A 13,353-nucleotide genomic window follows, 5' to 3' on the forward strand; every position below is an offset into this window, starting at 1 on the left:
GGCTCCCGGCTCCCGGCTCCCGGCTCCCGGCTCCCGGCTCCCGGCTCCCGGCTCCCGGCTCCCGGCTCCCGGCTCCCGGCTCCCGGCTCCCGGCTCCCGGCTCCCGGCCAAATGGTCCATCGTAGTGTGTCCGACGCGATCGCGGGGCGCTTTTCGCGGGTGGGGCGGCAGTCCGCTGGGATCGCTCGGCGGCATGGGCGTGATCGTACTCGGGGCTGTCGCGGGCGGTTCAGCGAGCCCGCGGCGGCACGGGACGCGCCCTCTCGCGCGGGTCCGCTCCCGCGTGCACCGGGCCTCGCACCCGGTGCGCTGTCCGGGAGCGTGCACGGAGCGGACACAATGGGGGCATGACCGACTCCCTCGCTGACCCGCATCTGCGCTTTCCCGGCACCGCGCCGACCGGCAACGGCAACGGTGGTGCCGTGTCGGAGGCGGGCGCACCGCGCGACATCGTGATCCTCGGCTCGACGGGCTCGATCGGCACCCAGGCCGTCGACGTGGTGCTGAAGAACCCCGGCCGGTTCCGGGTCACCGCGCTGGCCGCCTCGGGCGGCCGGGTCGAGCTGCTGGCCGAGCAGGCGCACCGGCTCGGTGTGCGGTCCGTCGCCGTGGCCCGCGAGGACGCGGTGCCGGCGCTGCGTGAGGCGCTGCGCGCGGTGTACGGCTCCGGGGAGCCGCTGCCCGAGCTGCTGGCCGGTCCGGACGCCGCGACCGAGCTGGCCGCCTCCCCCTGCCACACCGTGCTCAACGGCATCACCGGTTCCATCGGGCTGGCGCCCACTCTGGCGGCGCTCGAGGCGGGCAGGACGCTGGCGCTGGCGAACAAGGAGTCGCTCATCGTGGGCGGGCCCCTGGTGAGGAGGGCGGCCCGGCCCGGTCAGATCGTGCCCGTCGACTCGGAGCACTCCGCGCTCTTCCAGGCCCTGATGGGCGGCAGCCGCGACGAGGTGCGCAAGCTGCTGGTCACCGCGTCGGGCGGCCCGTTCCGCGGGCGGAGCAGGGCTCAGCTGGCGGATGTGACGCCGAAGGAGGCGATGGCCCACCCCACGTGGGACATGGGGCCGGTCATCACCATCAACTCGGCCACCCTGGTCAACAAGGGCCTCGAGGTCATCGAGGCGCACCTGCTCTACGACATCCCGTTCGACCGCATTCAGGTCGTGGTCCATCCGCAGTCCGCCGTGCACTCGATGGTGGAGTTCATGGACGGCTCGACGCTGGCGCAGTGCGGTCCCCCGGACATGCGGCTGCCGATCGCCCTCGGCCTGGGCTGGCCCGAACGGGTGCCGGACTCCGGGCCGGTCTTCTCCTGGACGGAGGCCATGTCCTGGGACTTCTACCCGCTGGACGAGGAGGCGTTCCCCTCCGTTCCGCTGGCCTGCCACGTGGGCGCGCTGGGCGGGACGGCCCCCGCCGTCTTCAACGCGGCGAACGAGGAGTGCGTCGAGGCGTTTCTGGCCGGAAGGCTGCCGTTCACAGGCATCGTGGATACGGTGGCCGCTGTGGTCGAGGAGCACGGCACCCCGGAGGGAACCGGACTGACCCTGCCCGATGTCCTCGCCGCAGAGACCTGGGCGCGCGCCCGCGCCCGTGAACTGGCGGAACGGTCCGCCACAGCACCAGCGGAGGCCCGCGCATGACGACGTTCATGACCATCCTCGGCATAGTCGTCTTCGTCGTCGGCCTGCTCTTCTCCATCGCCTGGCACGAACTGGGCCACTTCTCCACCGCGAAGATGTTCGGGGTGCGGGTGCCGCAGTTCATGGTGGGCTTCGGGCCGACCATCTGGTCGAGGACGAGGGGCGAGACCGAGTACGGCATCAAGGCGGTGCCGCTCGGCGGCTACATCCGCATGATCGGCATGTTCCCGCCGGGCGACGACGGCACCGTGCGCAAGCGGTCCACCTCGCCGTTCCGCGGCATGATCGAGGACGCCCGCGCGGCGGCGTACGAGGAGCTCAAGCCCGGTGACGAGCACCGGATGCTGTACACGCGCAAGCCCTGGAAGCGCGTCATCGTGATGTTCGCCGGGCCGTTCATGAACCTGGTCCTGGCCGTGGTGATCTTCCTGACGGTGCTGATGACGTTCGGCATCAACACCCAGACGACCACCGTCTCCACGGTCTCGGAGTGTGTGATCCCCGCCTCGGCGCAGACCGACAAGTGCCCCAAGGACGCCAAGGACTCCCCGGCCAAGGCGGCGGGCCTCCGCCCTGGCGACAAGATCGTCTCCTTCGACGGCCGGCCCGTCGGGGACTGGGACACCCTCCAGCAGCGCATCCGGGACACCACCGGGCCCGCCACCCTCACCGTGGAGCGGGACGGCGCCCGGCGCACGCTGCACGCCGACCTCATCGAGAACAAGGTCGCCAAGACCGACGGCAACGGCGGGTACGTCCCCGACGAGTACGTCAGCGCGGGCTTCCTCGGCTTCACGCCCGCCAGCGGCGTGGTGCAGCAGTCCTTCCCGCAGGCCGTGGACCGGATGGGCGACATGATGGCCAACGGCGTCCAGGCCCTGGTCGACCTGCCCGGCAAGATCCCGGACCTGTGGAACGCGGCCTTCGACGGCGCCGAGCGCAAGCAGGACTCGCCGATGGGCGTGGTGGGCGCGGCCCGGGTGGGCGGCGAGGTGTTCTCGCTGGACATCCCGCCGAGCCAGCGGGTGGCCACGATGCTCTTCCTGGTGGCGGGCTTCAATCTGAGCCTGTTCCTGTTCAACATGCTGCCGCTGCTGCCGCTGGACGGCGGTCACATCGCCGGGGCGCTGTGGGAGTCGCTGCGCAGGAACCTCGCGAGGGTCTTCCGGCGGCCCGATCCCGGCCCCTTCGACGTGGCCAAGCTGATGCCCATCGCGTACGTGGTGGCCGGGGTCTTCCTCTGCTTCACTCTGCTGGTGCTCGTGGCCGACGTGGTGAATCCGGTCAGACTCACCGGATAGCAGCCGCCCGCCGGTCCGGCCCGCCGGTCCGGCCGGCTTCAGCCGTGTGACGCCCGTGCGTTTCCCGCACGGGCGTTACTGTTCGCGGCATTTTCCGGGCGACGATGTGCTCGCCGGGATCCCCGTGCCGTAATCTCGGAGATCTGGAGCCCGCAGAACCCGGGACTTGAACGACACCGTTGGGGTTGCACGCTGATGACAGCGATTTCGCTCGGAATGCCGGATGTTCCGGCCAAGCTCGCCGACCGCAGGGTCAGCCGGAAGATCCAGGTGGGAACGGTCGCGGTCGGGGGAGACGCACCCGTGTCCGTGCAGTCCATGACCACGACCCGCACCTCGGACATCGGCGCCACGCTGCAGCAGATCGCCGAGCTGACCGCCTCCGGCTGCCAGATCGTGCGTGTGGCGTGTCCCACGCAGGACGACGCCGACGCGCTCGCCACGATCGCCCGCAAGTCGCAGATCCCGGTGATCGCGGACATCCACTTCCAGCCGAAGTACGTCTTCCAGGCCATCGACGCCGGCTGCGCCGCCGTCCGCGTCAACCCCGGCAACATCAAGCAGTTCGACGACAAGGTCAAGGAGATCGCCGCGGCGGCCTCCGCCGCCGGCACCCCCATCCGCATCGGCGTCAACGCGGGCTCCCTCGACAAGCGGCTCCTGCAGAAGTACGGCAAGGCCACGCCGGAGGCGCTGGTCGAGTCCGCGCTGTGGGAGTGCTCCCTGTTCGAGGAGCACGGTTTCCAGGACATCAAGATCTCGGTCAAGCACAACGACCCGGTCGTCATGGTCAACGCCTACCGGCTGCTCGCCCAGCGCTGCGACTACCCGCTGCACCTGGGCGTCACCGAGGCCGGCCCCGCCTTCCAGGGCACCATCAAGTCCGCCGTCGCCTTCGGCGCGCTGCTCAGCGAGGGCATCGGCGACACCATCCGCGTCTCCCTCTCGGCGCCGCCCGCCGAGGAGGTCAAGGTCGGCATCCAGATCCTGGAGTCCCTGGGGCTGCGCCAGCGCGGCCTGGAGATCGTCTCCTGCCCCTCCTGCGGCCGCGCCCAGGTGGACGTCTACAAGCTCGCCGACGAGGTCACCGCCGGGCTGGAGGGCATGGACGTCCCGCTGCGCGTCGCCGTCATGGGCTGTGTCGTCAACGGTCCCGGCGAGGCCCGTGAGGCCGATCTCGGTGTCGCCTCCGGCAACGGCAAGGGCCAGATCTTCGTCAAGGGAGAGGTCATCAAGACCGTTCCCGAGTCGAAGATCGTGGAGACGCTCATCGAGGAGGCGATGAAGATCGCCGAGCAGATGGAGAAGGACGGCGTGCCCTCCGGCGAGCCCGTGGTGACGACCGCCGGCTGACGCCCGGAGCCCGGATTTCCCCGTACTCCCTCTCCCGTACTCGCGTGCGAGGCACCGCCGCGCGGCCCTGTCCGGGCCGCGCGGCGGCGTCATGTCCTGGCCCCGGGTACAGTGCCACCAGATCGTTCCTTACGCCTGCGGGCCGTACGTGAGGCGCCGAGACGTTGCTGACCACCACCTCCACCAGGGCCGTCGAACCGGCCGAGCTGCCTGAGGCGCTGGCGGTGCTGCGCCGTGAGCCGGTCAACAACGCCTTCGTCACCGCCCGGGTGCACAGTTCGGGCCTCGACCCGTGGCGCCTGGGCGGCGAGATGTGGGGCTGGTACCGGGAGGGCCGCCTGGAGTCCCTCTGCTACAGCGGCGCGAACCTCGTCCCGCTGTGCGCGGGCCCCGAGGCCGTGCGGGCGTTCGCCGAGCTGGCCCGCCGCCAGGGCCGCCGCTGCTCGTCCCTCGTCGGCCCCTCCGAGGCCACCATGGCGCTGTGGTCCCATCTGGAGCCGTACTGGGGCCCGGCGCGCGAGGTGCGTGCCCACCAGCCGCTGATGGCCACCGACCGCATGCCGTCCGGCGTGCGGCCCGACCCGCTGGTGCGCCGCGTCGCCAAGAACGAGATGGAGCTGGTCCTGCCGGCCTGCGTCGCCATGTTCACCGAGGAGGTCGGCGTCTCTCCGCTGGCGGGCGACGGCGGACTCGTCTACCAGGCGCGGGTCGCCGAGCTGGTGGGCACCGGGCGGTCGTTCGCGCGGATCGAGGACGGCCGTGTCGTCTTCAAGGCCGAGATCGGCGCCGTCACCCCCCAGGCCTGCCAGATCCAGGGGGTGTGGGTGGCCCCCGACCGGCGCGGCGAGGGCCTCTCCGTGACCGGCATGGCCGCCGTCCTCGACCATGCGCTGCGCGAGGTGGCCCCGCTGGTGAGCCTGTACGTCAACGACTACAACGCCCCGGCACGGGCCGCCTACCGGCGCGTCGGCTTCCGCGAGGTCGGCGCGTTCTCCAGCGTCCTGTTCTGACAGCGCTCTGTTCTGACAGCGTCCTGTTCTGACCGGTCCGGGCGTCCGGTTCCGACGTCCTGTTCCGACGCGTCGGGCCAGTCCGTCCCGACCGGCCGGAGCGCCCACTCCCGCCGCGGCCGGAGCACCCCGTTCCGCTCGGTCGCCCCCCTGCCCCGGCCCGCCGCCCGGCCCGGGCGCCCGCTCCCCAACCCTCCCCGAGCACCGCCTCTTCGCGCGGACGCGGCCGAGGAAGTAGCCTCCCCGCCATGCCGCACACAGCCGGGGGACCGCTCCCGGACCCCCGGACAGTGGTCACCGGGCCGCTCGACCTCGCCGCGCGCGTCGACGACGCGCTCGCCGTCCAGGCCGTCGCCTTCGGCCTGACCGACGAGGAGGTCGGCGTCCGCCAGCACATCGTGCTGCGCCACATGTCCTCACCCGGAGCCCGCGCCCTGGGCGCCACCACGGAGGAGGGCCGGCTCGTCGGCTTCGTCTACGGGATGCCCAACGACCGCTCCCACTGGTGGTCCACCGTGGTGGAGCCGTATCTGCGCCAGGAGGGGAACGAGGGCTGGCTGGACGGGGCCTTCGTCATCACCGAGCTGCACGTCCACCCCGCCTTCCAGCACCGCGGCATCGGCCGCGACCTGATCACCCGCCTCACCGACGGCGCCGCCGAGCCCCGCTCCGTACTCTCCGCCCTCGACACCGACAGCCCGGCCCGCGCCCTCTACCGCCGCCTCGGCTACCGTGACCTGGCCCGCCGTGTCCAGTTCCCCAGCGCCCCCCAGCCGTACGCGGTGATGGGCGCGCCGTTGCCGTTGCGGCGCTGGTGACGGGCCCCGGCCGGGCGCCGGACGGCCGCCGGGACCCTGGTGCGGACGTATCGCGGACGTATCGCGTTTTCCTGCCGTCGGTCCGGCCGGATAGGCTCCGCCTCGACGAGTTCCGTCGATTGTCGCGAGTACAGCCCGAGCAGGAGTCCCCATGGCAGCCCGTGTCCAGCGTTTGTCCCGGTCGATGCTGAAGACGCTGCGTGACGACCCGGCCGACGCCGAGACGCTCAGCCACAAGCTGCTGGTCCGCGCCGGGTACGTCCGCCGCACCGCCGCCGGTATCTGGACCTGGCTCCCGCTCGGCAAGCAGGTGCTGGAGAACGTCACCCGTATCGTCCGCGAGGAGATGGACGCCATCGGCGGCCAGGAGGTCCTCCTCCCGGCGCTGCTGCCCAGGGAGCCCTACGAGGTCACCGGCCGGTACGAGGAGTACGGCGACCTCCTCTTCCGCCTCAAGGACCGCAAGGGCGGCGACTACCTGCTCGGCCCCACCCACGAGGAGATCTTCACGCAGGTCGTCAAGGACCAGTGCTCCTCCTACAAGGACCTCCCGGTCACGCTCTACCAGATCCAGACCAAGTACCGCGACGAGGCCCGCCCGCGCTCCGGCATCCTGCGCGGCCGCGAGTTCACGATGAAGGACTCCTACTCCTTCGACGTCACCGACGAGGGCCTGGCCGAGTCCTACGCCGCCCACCGGGTCGCCTACCAGCGCATCTTCGAGCGCCTCGGCCTGGACTACCGCATCGTCTCGGCCATCTCCGGCGCCATGGGCGGCTCGGCCTCCGAGGAGTTCCTGGCACCCGCGGCAGCCGGCGAGGACACCTATGTGCAGTGCCCGCAGTGCGGTTACGCGGCCAACACCGAGGCCGTCTCCGTCACCGTGGCGCCCGCCTCCACGGAGGGCCACGGCCCGGTGGAGAAGCTCGACACCCCCGATACCCCCACCATCGAGACCCTGGCCGAGTACCTGGGCGTCCCGGCCTCCGCCACGCTGAAGAACCTGCTGGTGAAGGTCGACGGTCAGATCACCGCCGTCGGCGTCCCCGGCGACCGCGAGGTGGACCTGGGCAAGCTCGCCGAGCACCTGGCCCCCGCCACCGTCGAGGTGGTCACAGCCGAGGACTTCGAGGGCCGCGGCGACCTGGTCCGCGGCTACATCGGCCCGCAGGGCGGCATGGCCGGCAAGGCATTCCGCTACCTGGCCGACCCGCTGGTGGCACCCGGCACCTCCTGGATCACCGGCGCCAACGAGGAGGGCAAGCACGCCCGCAACGTGGTGTGCGGCCGGGACTTCGAGGTGGACCAGTACCTGGACGTCGTCGTGGTCGAGCCCGGCGATCCCTGCCCGCGGTGCGGCGCCGGCATCGAGCTGGACCGCGCCATCGAGATCGGCCACATCTTCCAGCTCGGCCGCAAGTACGCCGACGCCTTCGAGCTGGACGTGCTCGGCCAGGACGGCAAGCCGGCCCGCGTCACCATGGGCTCCTACGGCATCGGCGTCTCCCGCGCGGTGGCGGCGCTCGCCGAGCAGACCGCCGACGAGCAGGGCCTGTGCTGGCCGCGCGAGGTGTCGCCCGCCGATGTGCACGTCGTCGCCGCGGGCAAGGCCCAGCAGACCGAGGCGGCGCTCCAGATCGCCGAGCGGCTCGGCGAGGCGGGCGTCCGCGTGCTGGTGGACGACCGCTCCGGCGTCTCCCCCGGTGTGAAGTTCACCGACGCGGAACTGATCGGCGTCCCGACCATCCTGATCGCCGGCCGCGGCGTCAAGGACGGCCGCGTGGAGCTGAAGGACCGCCGCACGGGCGAGCGCGAGGAGCTGCCGATCGACGAGGCGGTCGCGCGGCTCACCGGCCAGGGCTGAGCCCCGCGGCGGGTCCGCCCCGCCGCCGTTCTCGCCTCCGCGCCGCGGTGGGGGGACGAGAACGCCGGCGGCCGGCGGACGGGCGGGCTCACAGCCAGGCGGCGAACTCCAGCAGCATCTCCGCGTCGCGTCCGTTGCCGCTCGCGTGGTGGCGGCAGGCCGACTCGACGGCGCGGTAGAGCGCCCACTGGCGCACCCGCTCGCGGGGGACGTCCAGGGAGTCGGCGAGTTTGTTGACGCGGCGCCGGGTGGCGGCCGCGGCGCCGGTGGAGGCCATCAGGTCGTGCAGCCGGTCCCGGGCCAGCCGGGCCAGGTCGTAGGCGGGCTCGCCCACCAGCGGGTCGGGGCCGACCGCCAGCCAGCGGGCCCGCCCCTCGGCGGCGGAGGCGGCCAGGACGGCGCCCTGTCTGAAGTCGCCGTGCAGCAGGACCGGGTCCCCCTCGGGAGCGGGTTCGGCCAGCATCGTGGCGCGGGCCTCCAGCGCGGCGGCCACCAGCGGTTCGGCGTCCGGCGGCACGGCGGTGCGCATCAGGCGGGTCTCGGCAGCGGTGTGTTCGGCCACCGTCTCCAGGTGGTGGCCACAGGGCGGCGGCACCCACAGGCGCCGGACGACGGAGACGGCCTCCAGCGTCGCCTTGGCCTCGGGCAGCGACCGCAGCGACACCTCGCGGCGCAGTCTCTCCAGCAGGAGCACGCCCTCCTCGGGCGCGGCCCGCAGCACGCGTACCGCGCCGAGCCCGTGCCAGGCGGTCAGCGCCTCCTGCTCGCGCGCCGCCCGCACCGGCGCGTGCGCGCCGTCGGGGGCGAGCAGTTTCAGCGCGGCGGGCGTCCCGTCCGCCTGGCGCACCAGCACCAGAAGGCTGCTGCGCCCACCGGGGGTCACCACCCGCTCGGCCGTCAGGTCCCACCGCTCCAGCCACCGGCCGAGCAGTGCGGACAGGCCCTCCAGCCAGGTGTGCGCGGCGGTGGCCGGCTCGGCGCTCGGCTGCGCCGTCAGGGCACGCACCAGCCGCTGCGGGGGGTCGAGGGGCAGCACGGAAGCCATTCCGCAACGGGCCTTTCTTCTGCTCGGGCAGCTGCCGCTCAGCAGCTGAGGAGTGCGCGCGTACAGGGGTGCGCGCGACACGCGTGCGGCGCGGGTCACAGCGCGTCGGGAGTGCTGGACCCGTTCGGCGCCCCGGAGGGGGAGGCGGGCGCTTCCTGTGCCCCGAGTTCCGCCAGCCCGGGGAAGGCCACGCCGCTGCCCTTCCAGCGCACCGAGCGGACGGCGGCCTCGCGCAGCGCGTCGGCGGCGTCGCGCCGCCGCGCTCCCTCACTTGCCCGCACCAGGTCCGCGTACACCCCCGCGAGGCGATCCTCCAGCTGGGCGGCGAGCCGTACGGCTGCCTGGCTGTCGGGCACGGCGAAGGGCAGGGCGTAGGCCGCGGCGGCGGGCTCGGGGTCCCCACCCAGCGCGCGAACGGTGCGGCGCAGCGCGTCGCGGCGGGCGCGGTGCGCGTCGAAGCAGGCACGGACCTCGCTCTTGCGGTCCTCGCCGATGCGTCCGCCGACCACTCCGTAGCCGTAGACGGCGGCGTGCTCGGCCCGCAACGCCGCCTGGACGGCGGCCAGTTCCGTCATCCGCCGCTCGCCTCCCCGCCGTCTTCCCCGGCGCCGTCCGTACCGTCATCGTCGTCGCCGTCCCGCTTGCCGGCGGCCTTGCCGTGGGAGTCCAGGAGGTAGCCGTGGGCCGATCCGCAGGCGGCTATCGAGGCCAGCAGCCGGGCCAGCTCGGGCGGTGCGCCGCCCAGCGCCTTGGTGCGGGCGGCGGCCAGGCGCCGTTCGGCGGCGGCGAGCGCGGCGAGCGCCCCCCTTCTCGTCCTCGGGGACCGACCCGGTGTCCGGGCTGGGCGGCCTCTCGGACGGGCCCGGGGACGGCTGCCCGCCCGGCTGCCGCGACCGCGTGGCGTCCGGGGAGGCGGAGGGGGAGCGCGAGCCCGCCGGGCCGGTCGGCGCGAGGGAGGGCGACCCGGTGCCGGACTCGCTGCCGCGCAGCACGCGCACATGGCGGGCGACCTCGTCGCGCAGCGGACGCAGCCGTGCCGCGAGCGCGTGGTGCACCCGCACGGTGCCGTCGTAGCGGGCCAGCAGCTCCTCGCTGTCGCGTGCGGCGCGGCTGCGCAGCCGCTGGGCCGCGTCCGAGCGTTCGCCGTCGGAGCCGGCCCGGCTCCCCTCGTCCGTGCAGCCCGCGGCGAGCGGGAGGGCGAGGGCCGCTCCGGTGGCGCCGAGCGCGCCGGTCAGCACCGACCGGCGGCGTGGTCGCGCCGCGGCCGGTGACGACGTGAGCGACATGAGCACTCCCTGAACGTGGACGGAAGGGGCCGGGCACCTCGGGCGGGTGTCGCGGACGGCGGGTCCCGCGGCCACCGCGGCGGCGCCGGTCACCGCCACGCGAGGGTACCCGGGCTCCCGCCTGGCGCACCTGCGGGCACCCCCCGCCCGGCAGGTCCGCACCCGGACGCCGCACGCGGTCCGGACCGCCGTACGTTCCACAAGCGGGTCCGCGCAGCTCGCCACAGGCGATAGGCTTGGTCCGCGACACGCCCCTGTCACGAGGCCCCCTACAACAGCACACGCGGCCGAGGAGTCACCCGGATGAGCACCACCCAGAGCGAGAGGCTGCGCGGACTGCTGGAACCGCTCGTCAGCAAGAGGGGGTTGGATCTCGAAGAGATCGCAGTGACCCCGGCCGGCAAGCGGCGCGTCCTGCGCGTCGTCGTGGACGCCGACGACGGGGTCCAGCTGGACACCTGCGCCGAGCTGAGCCGCGCCTTCTCCGAAGTGCTCGACGAGAGCGACGCCATGGGCGGCGCCCCGTACGTGCTGGAGGTCACCTCCCCGGGAGCCGACCGTCCGCTGACCGAGCAGCGGCACTACCGCCGGGCTGTCGGCCGGCTCGTCAAGGCGCAGCTGACACCGGAGGCCGGGGGCGGTGAGCTGACGGCGCGGATCATCGCCGTCGACGACGAGGGCATCGACCTGGAGGTGCCCGGCGTCAAGGGGCGCAAGCCCACCGCCCGCCGCCTGGCGTTCGAGGAGATCGCCAGGGCCCGGGTCGAGATCGAGTTCAACCGCAAGGCCGCCGAGAAGGCGCGGCCCGCGTCCGCGGCTCAGGGCGCCGAAACCGCTGAAGACGCCGAAGACGCCGAGGAAGAGGAGGAGGCGTAGCCGTGGACATCGACATGAGTGCCCTGCGCGGGCTGGTCAGGGAGAAGGAGATCTCCCTCGATCTGCTGGTCGAGGCGATCGAGTCGGCCCTCCTCATCGCGTACCACCGCACCGAGGGCAGCCGCCGGGACGCCCGCGTGGAGCTGAACCAGAAGACCGGTCATGTGACGGTCTGGGCCAAGGAGAGCCCCGAGGAGCTCGAAGAGGGCGCCGAGCCGCGGGAGTTCGACGACACCCCCAGCGGCTTCGGCCGCATCGCGGCGACGACCGCCAAGCAGGTCATCCTCCAGCGGCTGAGGGACGCCGAGGAGGAGGTCACCTTCGGCGAGTACGCCGGACGGGAGGGCGATGTCGTCGCGGGCGTCGTCCAGCAGGGCAAGGACCCCAAGAGCGTGCTGGTGGACATCGGCAAGCTGGAGGCCATCCTGCCGCCGCAGGAGCAGGTGCCGGGGGAGGACTACTCGCACGGCACGCGGCTGCGCACCTACGTCGTCCGCGTCGCCAAGGGCGTGCGCGGTCCGTCGGTGACCCTCTCGCGCACCCACCCGAACCTGGTGAAGAAGCTCTTCGAGCTGGAGGTCCCGGAGATCGCCGACGGTTCCGTCGAGATCGCCGCGATCGCCCGTGAGGCCGGTCACCGCAGCAAGATCGCGGTGCGGTCCACCCGTTCGGGGCTCAACGCCAAGGGCGCCTGCATCGGCCCGATGGGCGGCCGGGTGCGCAATGTCATGGCCGAGCTGCACGGTGAGAAGATCGACATCGTGGACTGGTCCGAGGACCCGGCCGAACTGGTCGCCAACGCGCTGTCCCCGGCGCGGGTCAGCAAGGTCGAGATCATCGACCTCGCCGCCCGGTCGGCCCGGGTGACCGTGCCCGATTACCAGCTGTCACTGGCCATCGGCAAGGAGGGGCAGAACGCCCGTCTGGCCGCGCGCCTCACCGGCTGGCGGATCGACATCCGTCCCGACACCGCCGAGACCGCCGGTGCGGGCGACGGCGGAGGCCGGTCCCAGGGTCCGGCGGCCGGTCAGGGCTGAGCCTCGCACCGCACGCGCGGTGACGGTGTGCGGCCGGGCGTTCACGTTCCGGCCGCGAATGGGTAACGGCGCCCTTACCCCCCAAGGGGTTACGGGGCTTCGGGGAGGTAGACTTAATCAGTGTCTGGCCGGACGCGCGGTCGGTCGTGCCCTCAGCGGACCTGCGTGGGATGCCGGGAGTGCGCCGACAAGGGTGCTCTGCTGCGAGTGGTGCTGATCGGGGGCAGCCTGATCCCCGATCTTCGCGGTAAGCTGCCCGGTCGGGGTGCGTATGTGCACCCCGCTCCCTCCTGCCTCGAGCAGGCCGTCCGACGCCGGGCGTTCAACCGGGCCTTCCGGGGTCCGGGACCGTTCGACCTCGCACAGCTGCGGGAGCACGTGGAGCGGATCGCACGGCAAGCACAGCAAGCACCGTAAGAGAACCCGGTACGGAACATCCGTACGGGGAGAGGTACCTCGCGAGTGGGAAGTAGGTCGAGATTGCGATGAGCACTCGATGAGTACGCGATGAGTACGCCCATGCATCAGTAGCGAAGGTCCGGCGGACGATCTCCCCCGGGCCGTAAGGAGCAAAGTGGCTAAGGTCCGGGTATACGAACTCGCCAAGGAACTTGGAGTGGAGAGCAAGGTCGTCATGGCCAAGCTCCAGGAACTCGGCGAATTCGTCCGTTCGGCGTCCTCGACGATCGAGGCGCCGGTTGTCCGCAAACTGACTGACGCGTTCGACGCGAGCGGTGGCGCCGCCAAGAAGTCCGCCGCGAAGCCCGCGGCGCCCAAGAAGGCCGCCGCACGGCCCGCCGCGCCCAAGCCGGGTGCGAGCGCGCCGAAGCCGGGTGCCCCGAAGCCCGGCCCCAAGCCGGGTCCCGAGGCCCCGGTCACCCCTGTCCAGGAGACCGCCCAGGGCGAGACCGGCGGCGCCGTCGAGGCCCCCAAGCCGGGTGGCCCCAGGCCCGCACCCAGGCCGGGTCCGCAGCCCGCCGCGCCGGCGAAGCCGGACTTCCAGGCGCCCCCGTCCCCGGGCGGTCCGAAGCCGGGCGCCTCCCGCCCCGGCGGCCAGGGCCCCAAGCCCGGGCAGGCGCCGAAGCCGGGCGGCCAGACCCGTCCGCAGGGCGGCCAGGGCCCG

The 13,353-nt window shown here is 73.0% G+C and carries 13 protein-coding genes; 10 read left to right on the forward strand and 3 right to left on the reverse strand.

Annotated features, from left to right (window positions below; translation table 11 throughout):
• Positions 1-347 precede the first annotated feature (347 nt).
• The 6 genes from dxr to FM076_RS24590 all read left to right on the forward strand — a co-directional run bounded on the left by dxr (position 348) and on the right by FM076_RS24590 (position 7,986).
• On the forward strand, positions 348-1,640 hold the full coding sequence (gene dxr, locus FM076_RS24565) for a 1-deoxy-D-xylulose-5-phosphate reductoisomerase (RefSeq protein WP_173873095.1): 1,293 nt from the start codon (positions 348-350) through the stop codon (positions 1,638-1,640).
• Complete coding sequence (locus FM076_RS24570; protein WP_173873096.1) at positions 1,637-2,941, forward strand: M50 family metallopeptidase; 1,305 nt, start codon at positions 1,637-1,639, stop codon at positions 2,939-2,941. Before dxr ends, FM076_RS24570 begins: the two co-directional genes overlap by 4 nt.
• Before the next feature lie 195 nt (positions 2,942-3,136).
• A complete protein-coding gene (gene ispG / locus FM076_RS24575) occupies positions 3,137-4,294 on the forward strand; it encodes a flavodoxin-dependent (E)-4-hydroxy-3-methylbut-2-enyl-diphosphate synthase (protein ID WP_173873097.1) in 1,158 nt (385 codons plus the stop codon).
• A gap of 164 nt (positions 4,295-4,458) precedes the next feature.
• Positions 4,459-5,304: a GNAT family N-acetyltransferase gene (locus FM076_RS24580; protein ID WP_173873098.1), complete on the forward strand. Its 846-nt coding sequence runs from the start codon at positions 4,459-4,461 to the stop codon at positions 5,302-5,304.
• Between the two features lie 248 nt (positions 5,305-5,552).
• Positions 5,553-6,122, forward strand: coding sequence for a GNAT family N-acetyltransferase (locus FM076_RS24585; RefSeq protein WP_173873099.1), 570 nt, complete (start codon positions 5,553-5,555; stop codon positions 6,120-6,122).
• A 151-nt stretch (positions 6,123-6,273) separates the two neighbouring features.
• A complete protein-coding gene (locus tag FM076_RS24590) occupies positions 6,274-7,986 on the forward strand; it encodes a proline--tRNA ligase (protein ID WP_173873100.1) in 1,713 nt (570 codons plus the stop codon).
• A gap of 88 nt (positions 7,987-8,074) precedes the next feature.
• Here the strand turns inward: FM076_RS24590 and FM076_RS24595 are convergent, their stop codons facing one another.
• From FM076_RS24595 to FM076_RS24605, 3 genes are all read right to left on the reverse strand, one after another.
• A complete protein-coding gene (locus FM076_RS24595; RefSeq protein ID WP_173873101.1) occupies positions 8,075-9,031 on the reverse strand; it encodes an aminoglycoside phosphotransferase family protein in 957 nt (318 codons plus the stop codon).
• A 95-nt stretch (positions 9,032-9,126) separates the two neighbouring features.
• Entirely contained in the window at positions 9,127-9,606 is a 480-nt protein-coding gene (locus FM076_RS24600) for a ferritin-like domain-containing protein (protein ID WP_173873102.1), read from the reverse strand.
• Positions 9,607-9,651: 45 nt separating this feature from the next.
• The gene (locus FM076_RS24605) at positions 9,652-10,317 is read right to left on the reverse strand and encodes a hypothetical protein (protein ID WP_430625933.1); all 666 of its coding nucleotides are present in this window, start codon (positions 10,315-10,317) and stop codon (positions 9,652-9,654) included.
• 303 nt (positions 10,318-10,620) lie between these two features.
• Between FM076_RS24605 and rimP the strand changes: the two genes are divergently transcribed.
• From rimP to FM076_RS24625, 4 genes are all read left to right on the forward strand, one after another.
• Positions 10,621-11,193, forward strand: coding sequence for a ribosome maturation factor RimP (gene rimP, locus FM076_RS24610; RefSeq protein WP_173873103.1), 573 nt, complete (start codon positions 10,621-10,623; stop codon positions 11,191-11,193).
• Between the two features lie 2 nt (positions 11,194-11,195).
• Positions 11,196-12,230, forward strand: coding sequence for a transcription termination factor NusA (nusA, locus tag FM076_RS24615; protein WP_173873104.1), 1,035 nt, complete (start codon positions 11,196-11,198; stop codon positions 12,228-12,230).
• A 120-nt stretch (positions 12,231-12,350) separates the two neighbouring features.
• Positions 12,351-12,647, forward strand: a complete 297-nt coding sequence (locus FM076_RS24620) for a DUF448 domain-containing protein (protein WP_173873105.1) — start codon at positions 12,351-12,353, stop codon at positions 12,645-12,647.
• A 157-nt stretch (positions 12,648-12,804) separates the two neighbouring features.
• The coding region (locus FM076_RS24625; protein ID WP_173873106.1) for a translation initiation factor IF-2 N-terminal domain-containing protein at positions 12,805-13,353 on the forward strand (549 nt) is incomplete at its 3' end.

This window comes from Streptomyces albus subsp. chlorinus (assembly GCF_013302895.1).
In the GTDB taxonomy this organism is placed as follows: Bacteria; Actinomycetota; Actinomycetes; order Streptomycetales; family Streptomycetaceae; genus Streptomyces; species Streptomyces chlorinus.

What these genes read in the sequence shown, in the direction of transcription:
- dxr (WP_173873095.1), top strand. Translation starts at nt 348, where the DNA reads ATGACCGACTCCCTCGCTGACCCGCATCTGCGCTTTCCCGGCACCGCG.
- FM076_RS24570 (WP_173873096.1), top strand. Translation starts at nt 1,637, where the DNA reads ATGACGACGTTCATGACCATCCTCGGCATAGTCGTCTTCGTCGTCGGC.
- ispG (WP_173873097.1), top strand. Translation starts at nt 3,137, where the DNA reads ATGACAGCGATTTCGCTCGGAATGCCGGATGTTCCGGCCAAGCTCGCC.
- FM076_RS24585 (WP_173873099.1), top strand. Translation starts at nt 5,553, where the DNA reads ATGCCGCACACAGCCGGGGGACCGCTCCCGGACCCCCGGACAGTGGTC.
- FM076_RS24590 (WP_173873100.1), top strand. Translation starts at nt 6,274, where the DNA reads ATGGCAGCCCGTGTCCAGCGTTTGTCCCGGTCGATGCTGAAGACGCTG.
- FM076_RS24595 (WP_173873101.1), bottom strand. Translation starts at nt 9,031, where the DNA reads ATGGCTTCCGTGCTGCCCCTCGACCCCCCGCAGCGGCTGGTGCGTGCC.
- FM076_RS24600 (WP_173873102.1), bottom strand. Translation starts at nt 9,606, where the DNA reads ATGACGGAACTGGCCGCCGTCCAGGCGGCGTTGCGGGCCGAGCACGCC.
- FM076_RS24605 (WP_430625933.1), bottom strand. Translation starts at nt 10,317, where the DNA reads ATGTCGCTCACGTCGTCACCGGCCGCGGCGCGACCACGCCGCCGGTCG.
- rimP (WP_173873103.1), top strand. Translation starts at nt 10,621, where the DNA reads ATGAGCACCACCCAGAGCGAGAGGCTGCGCGGACTGCTGGAACCGCTC.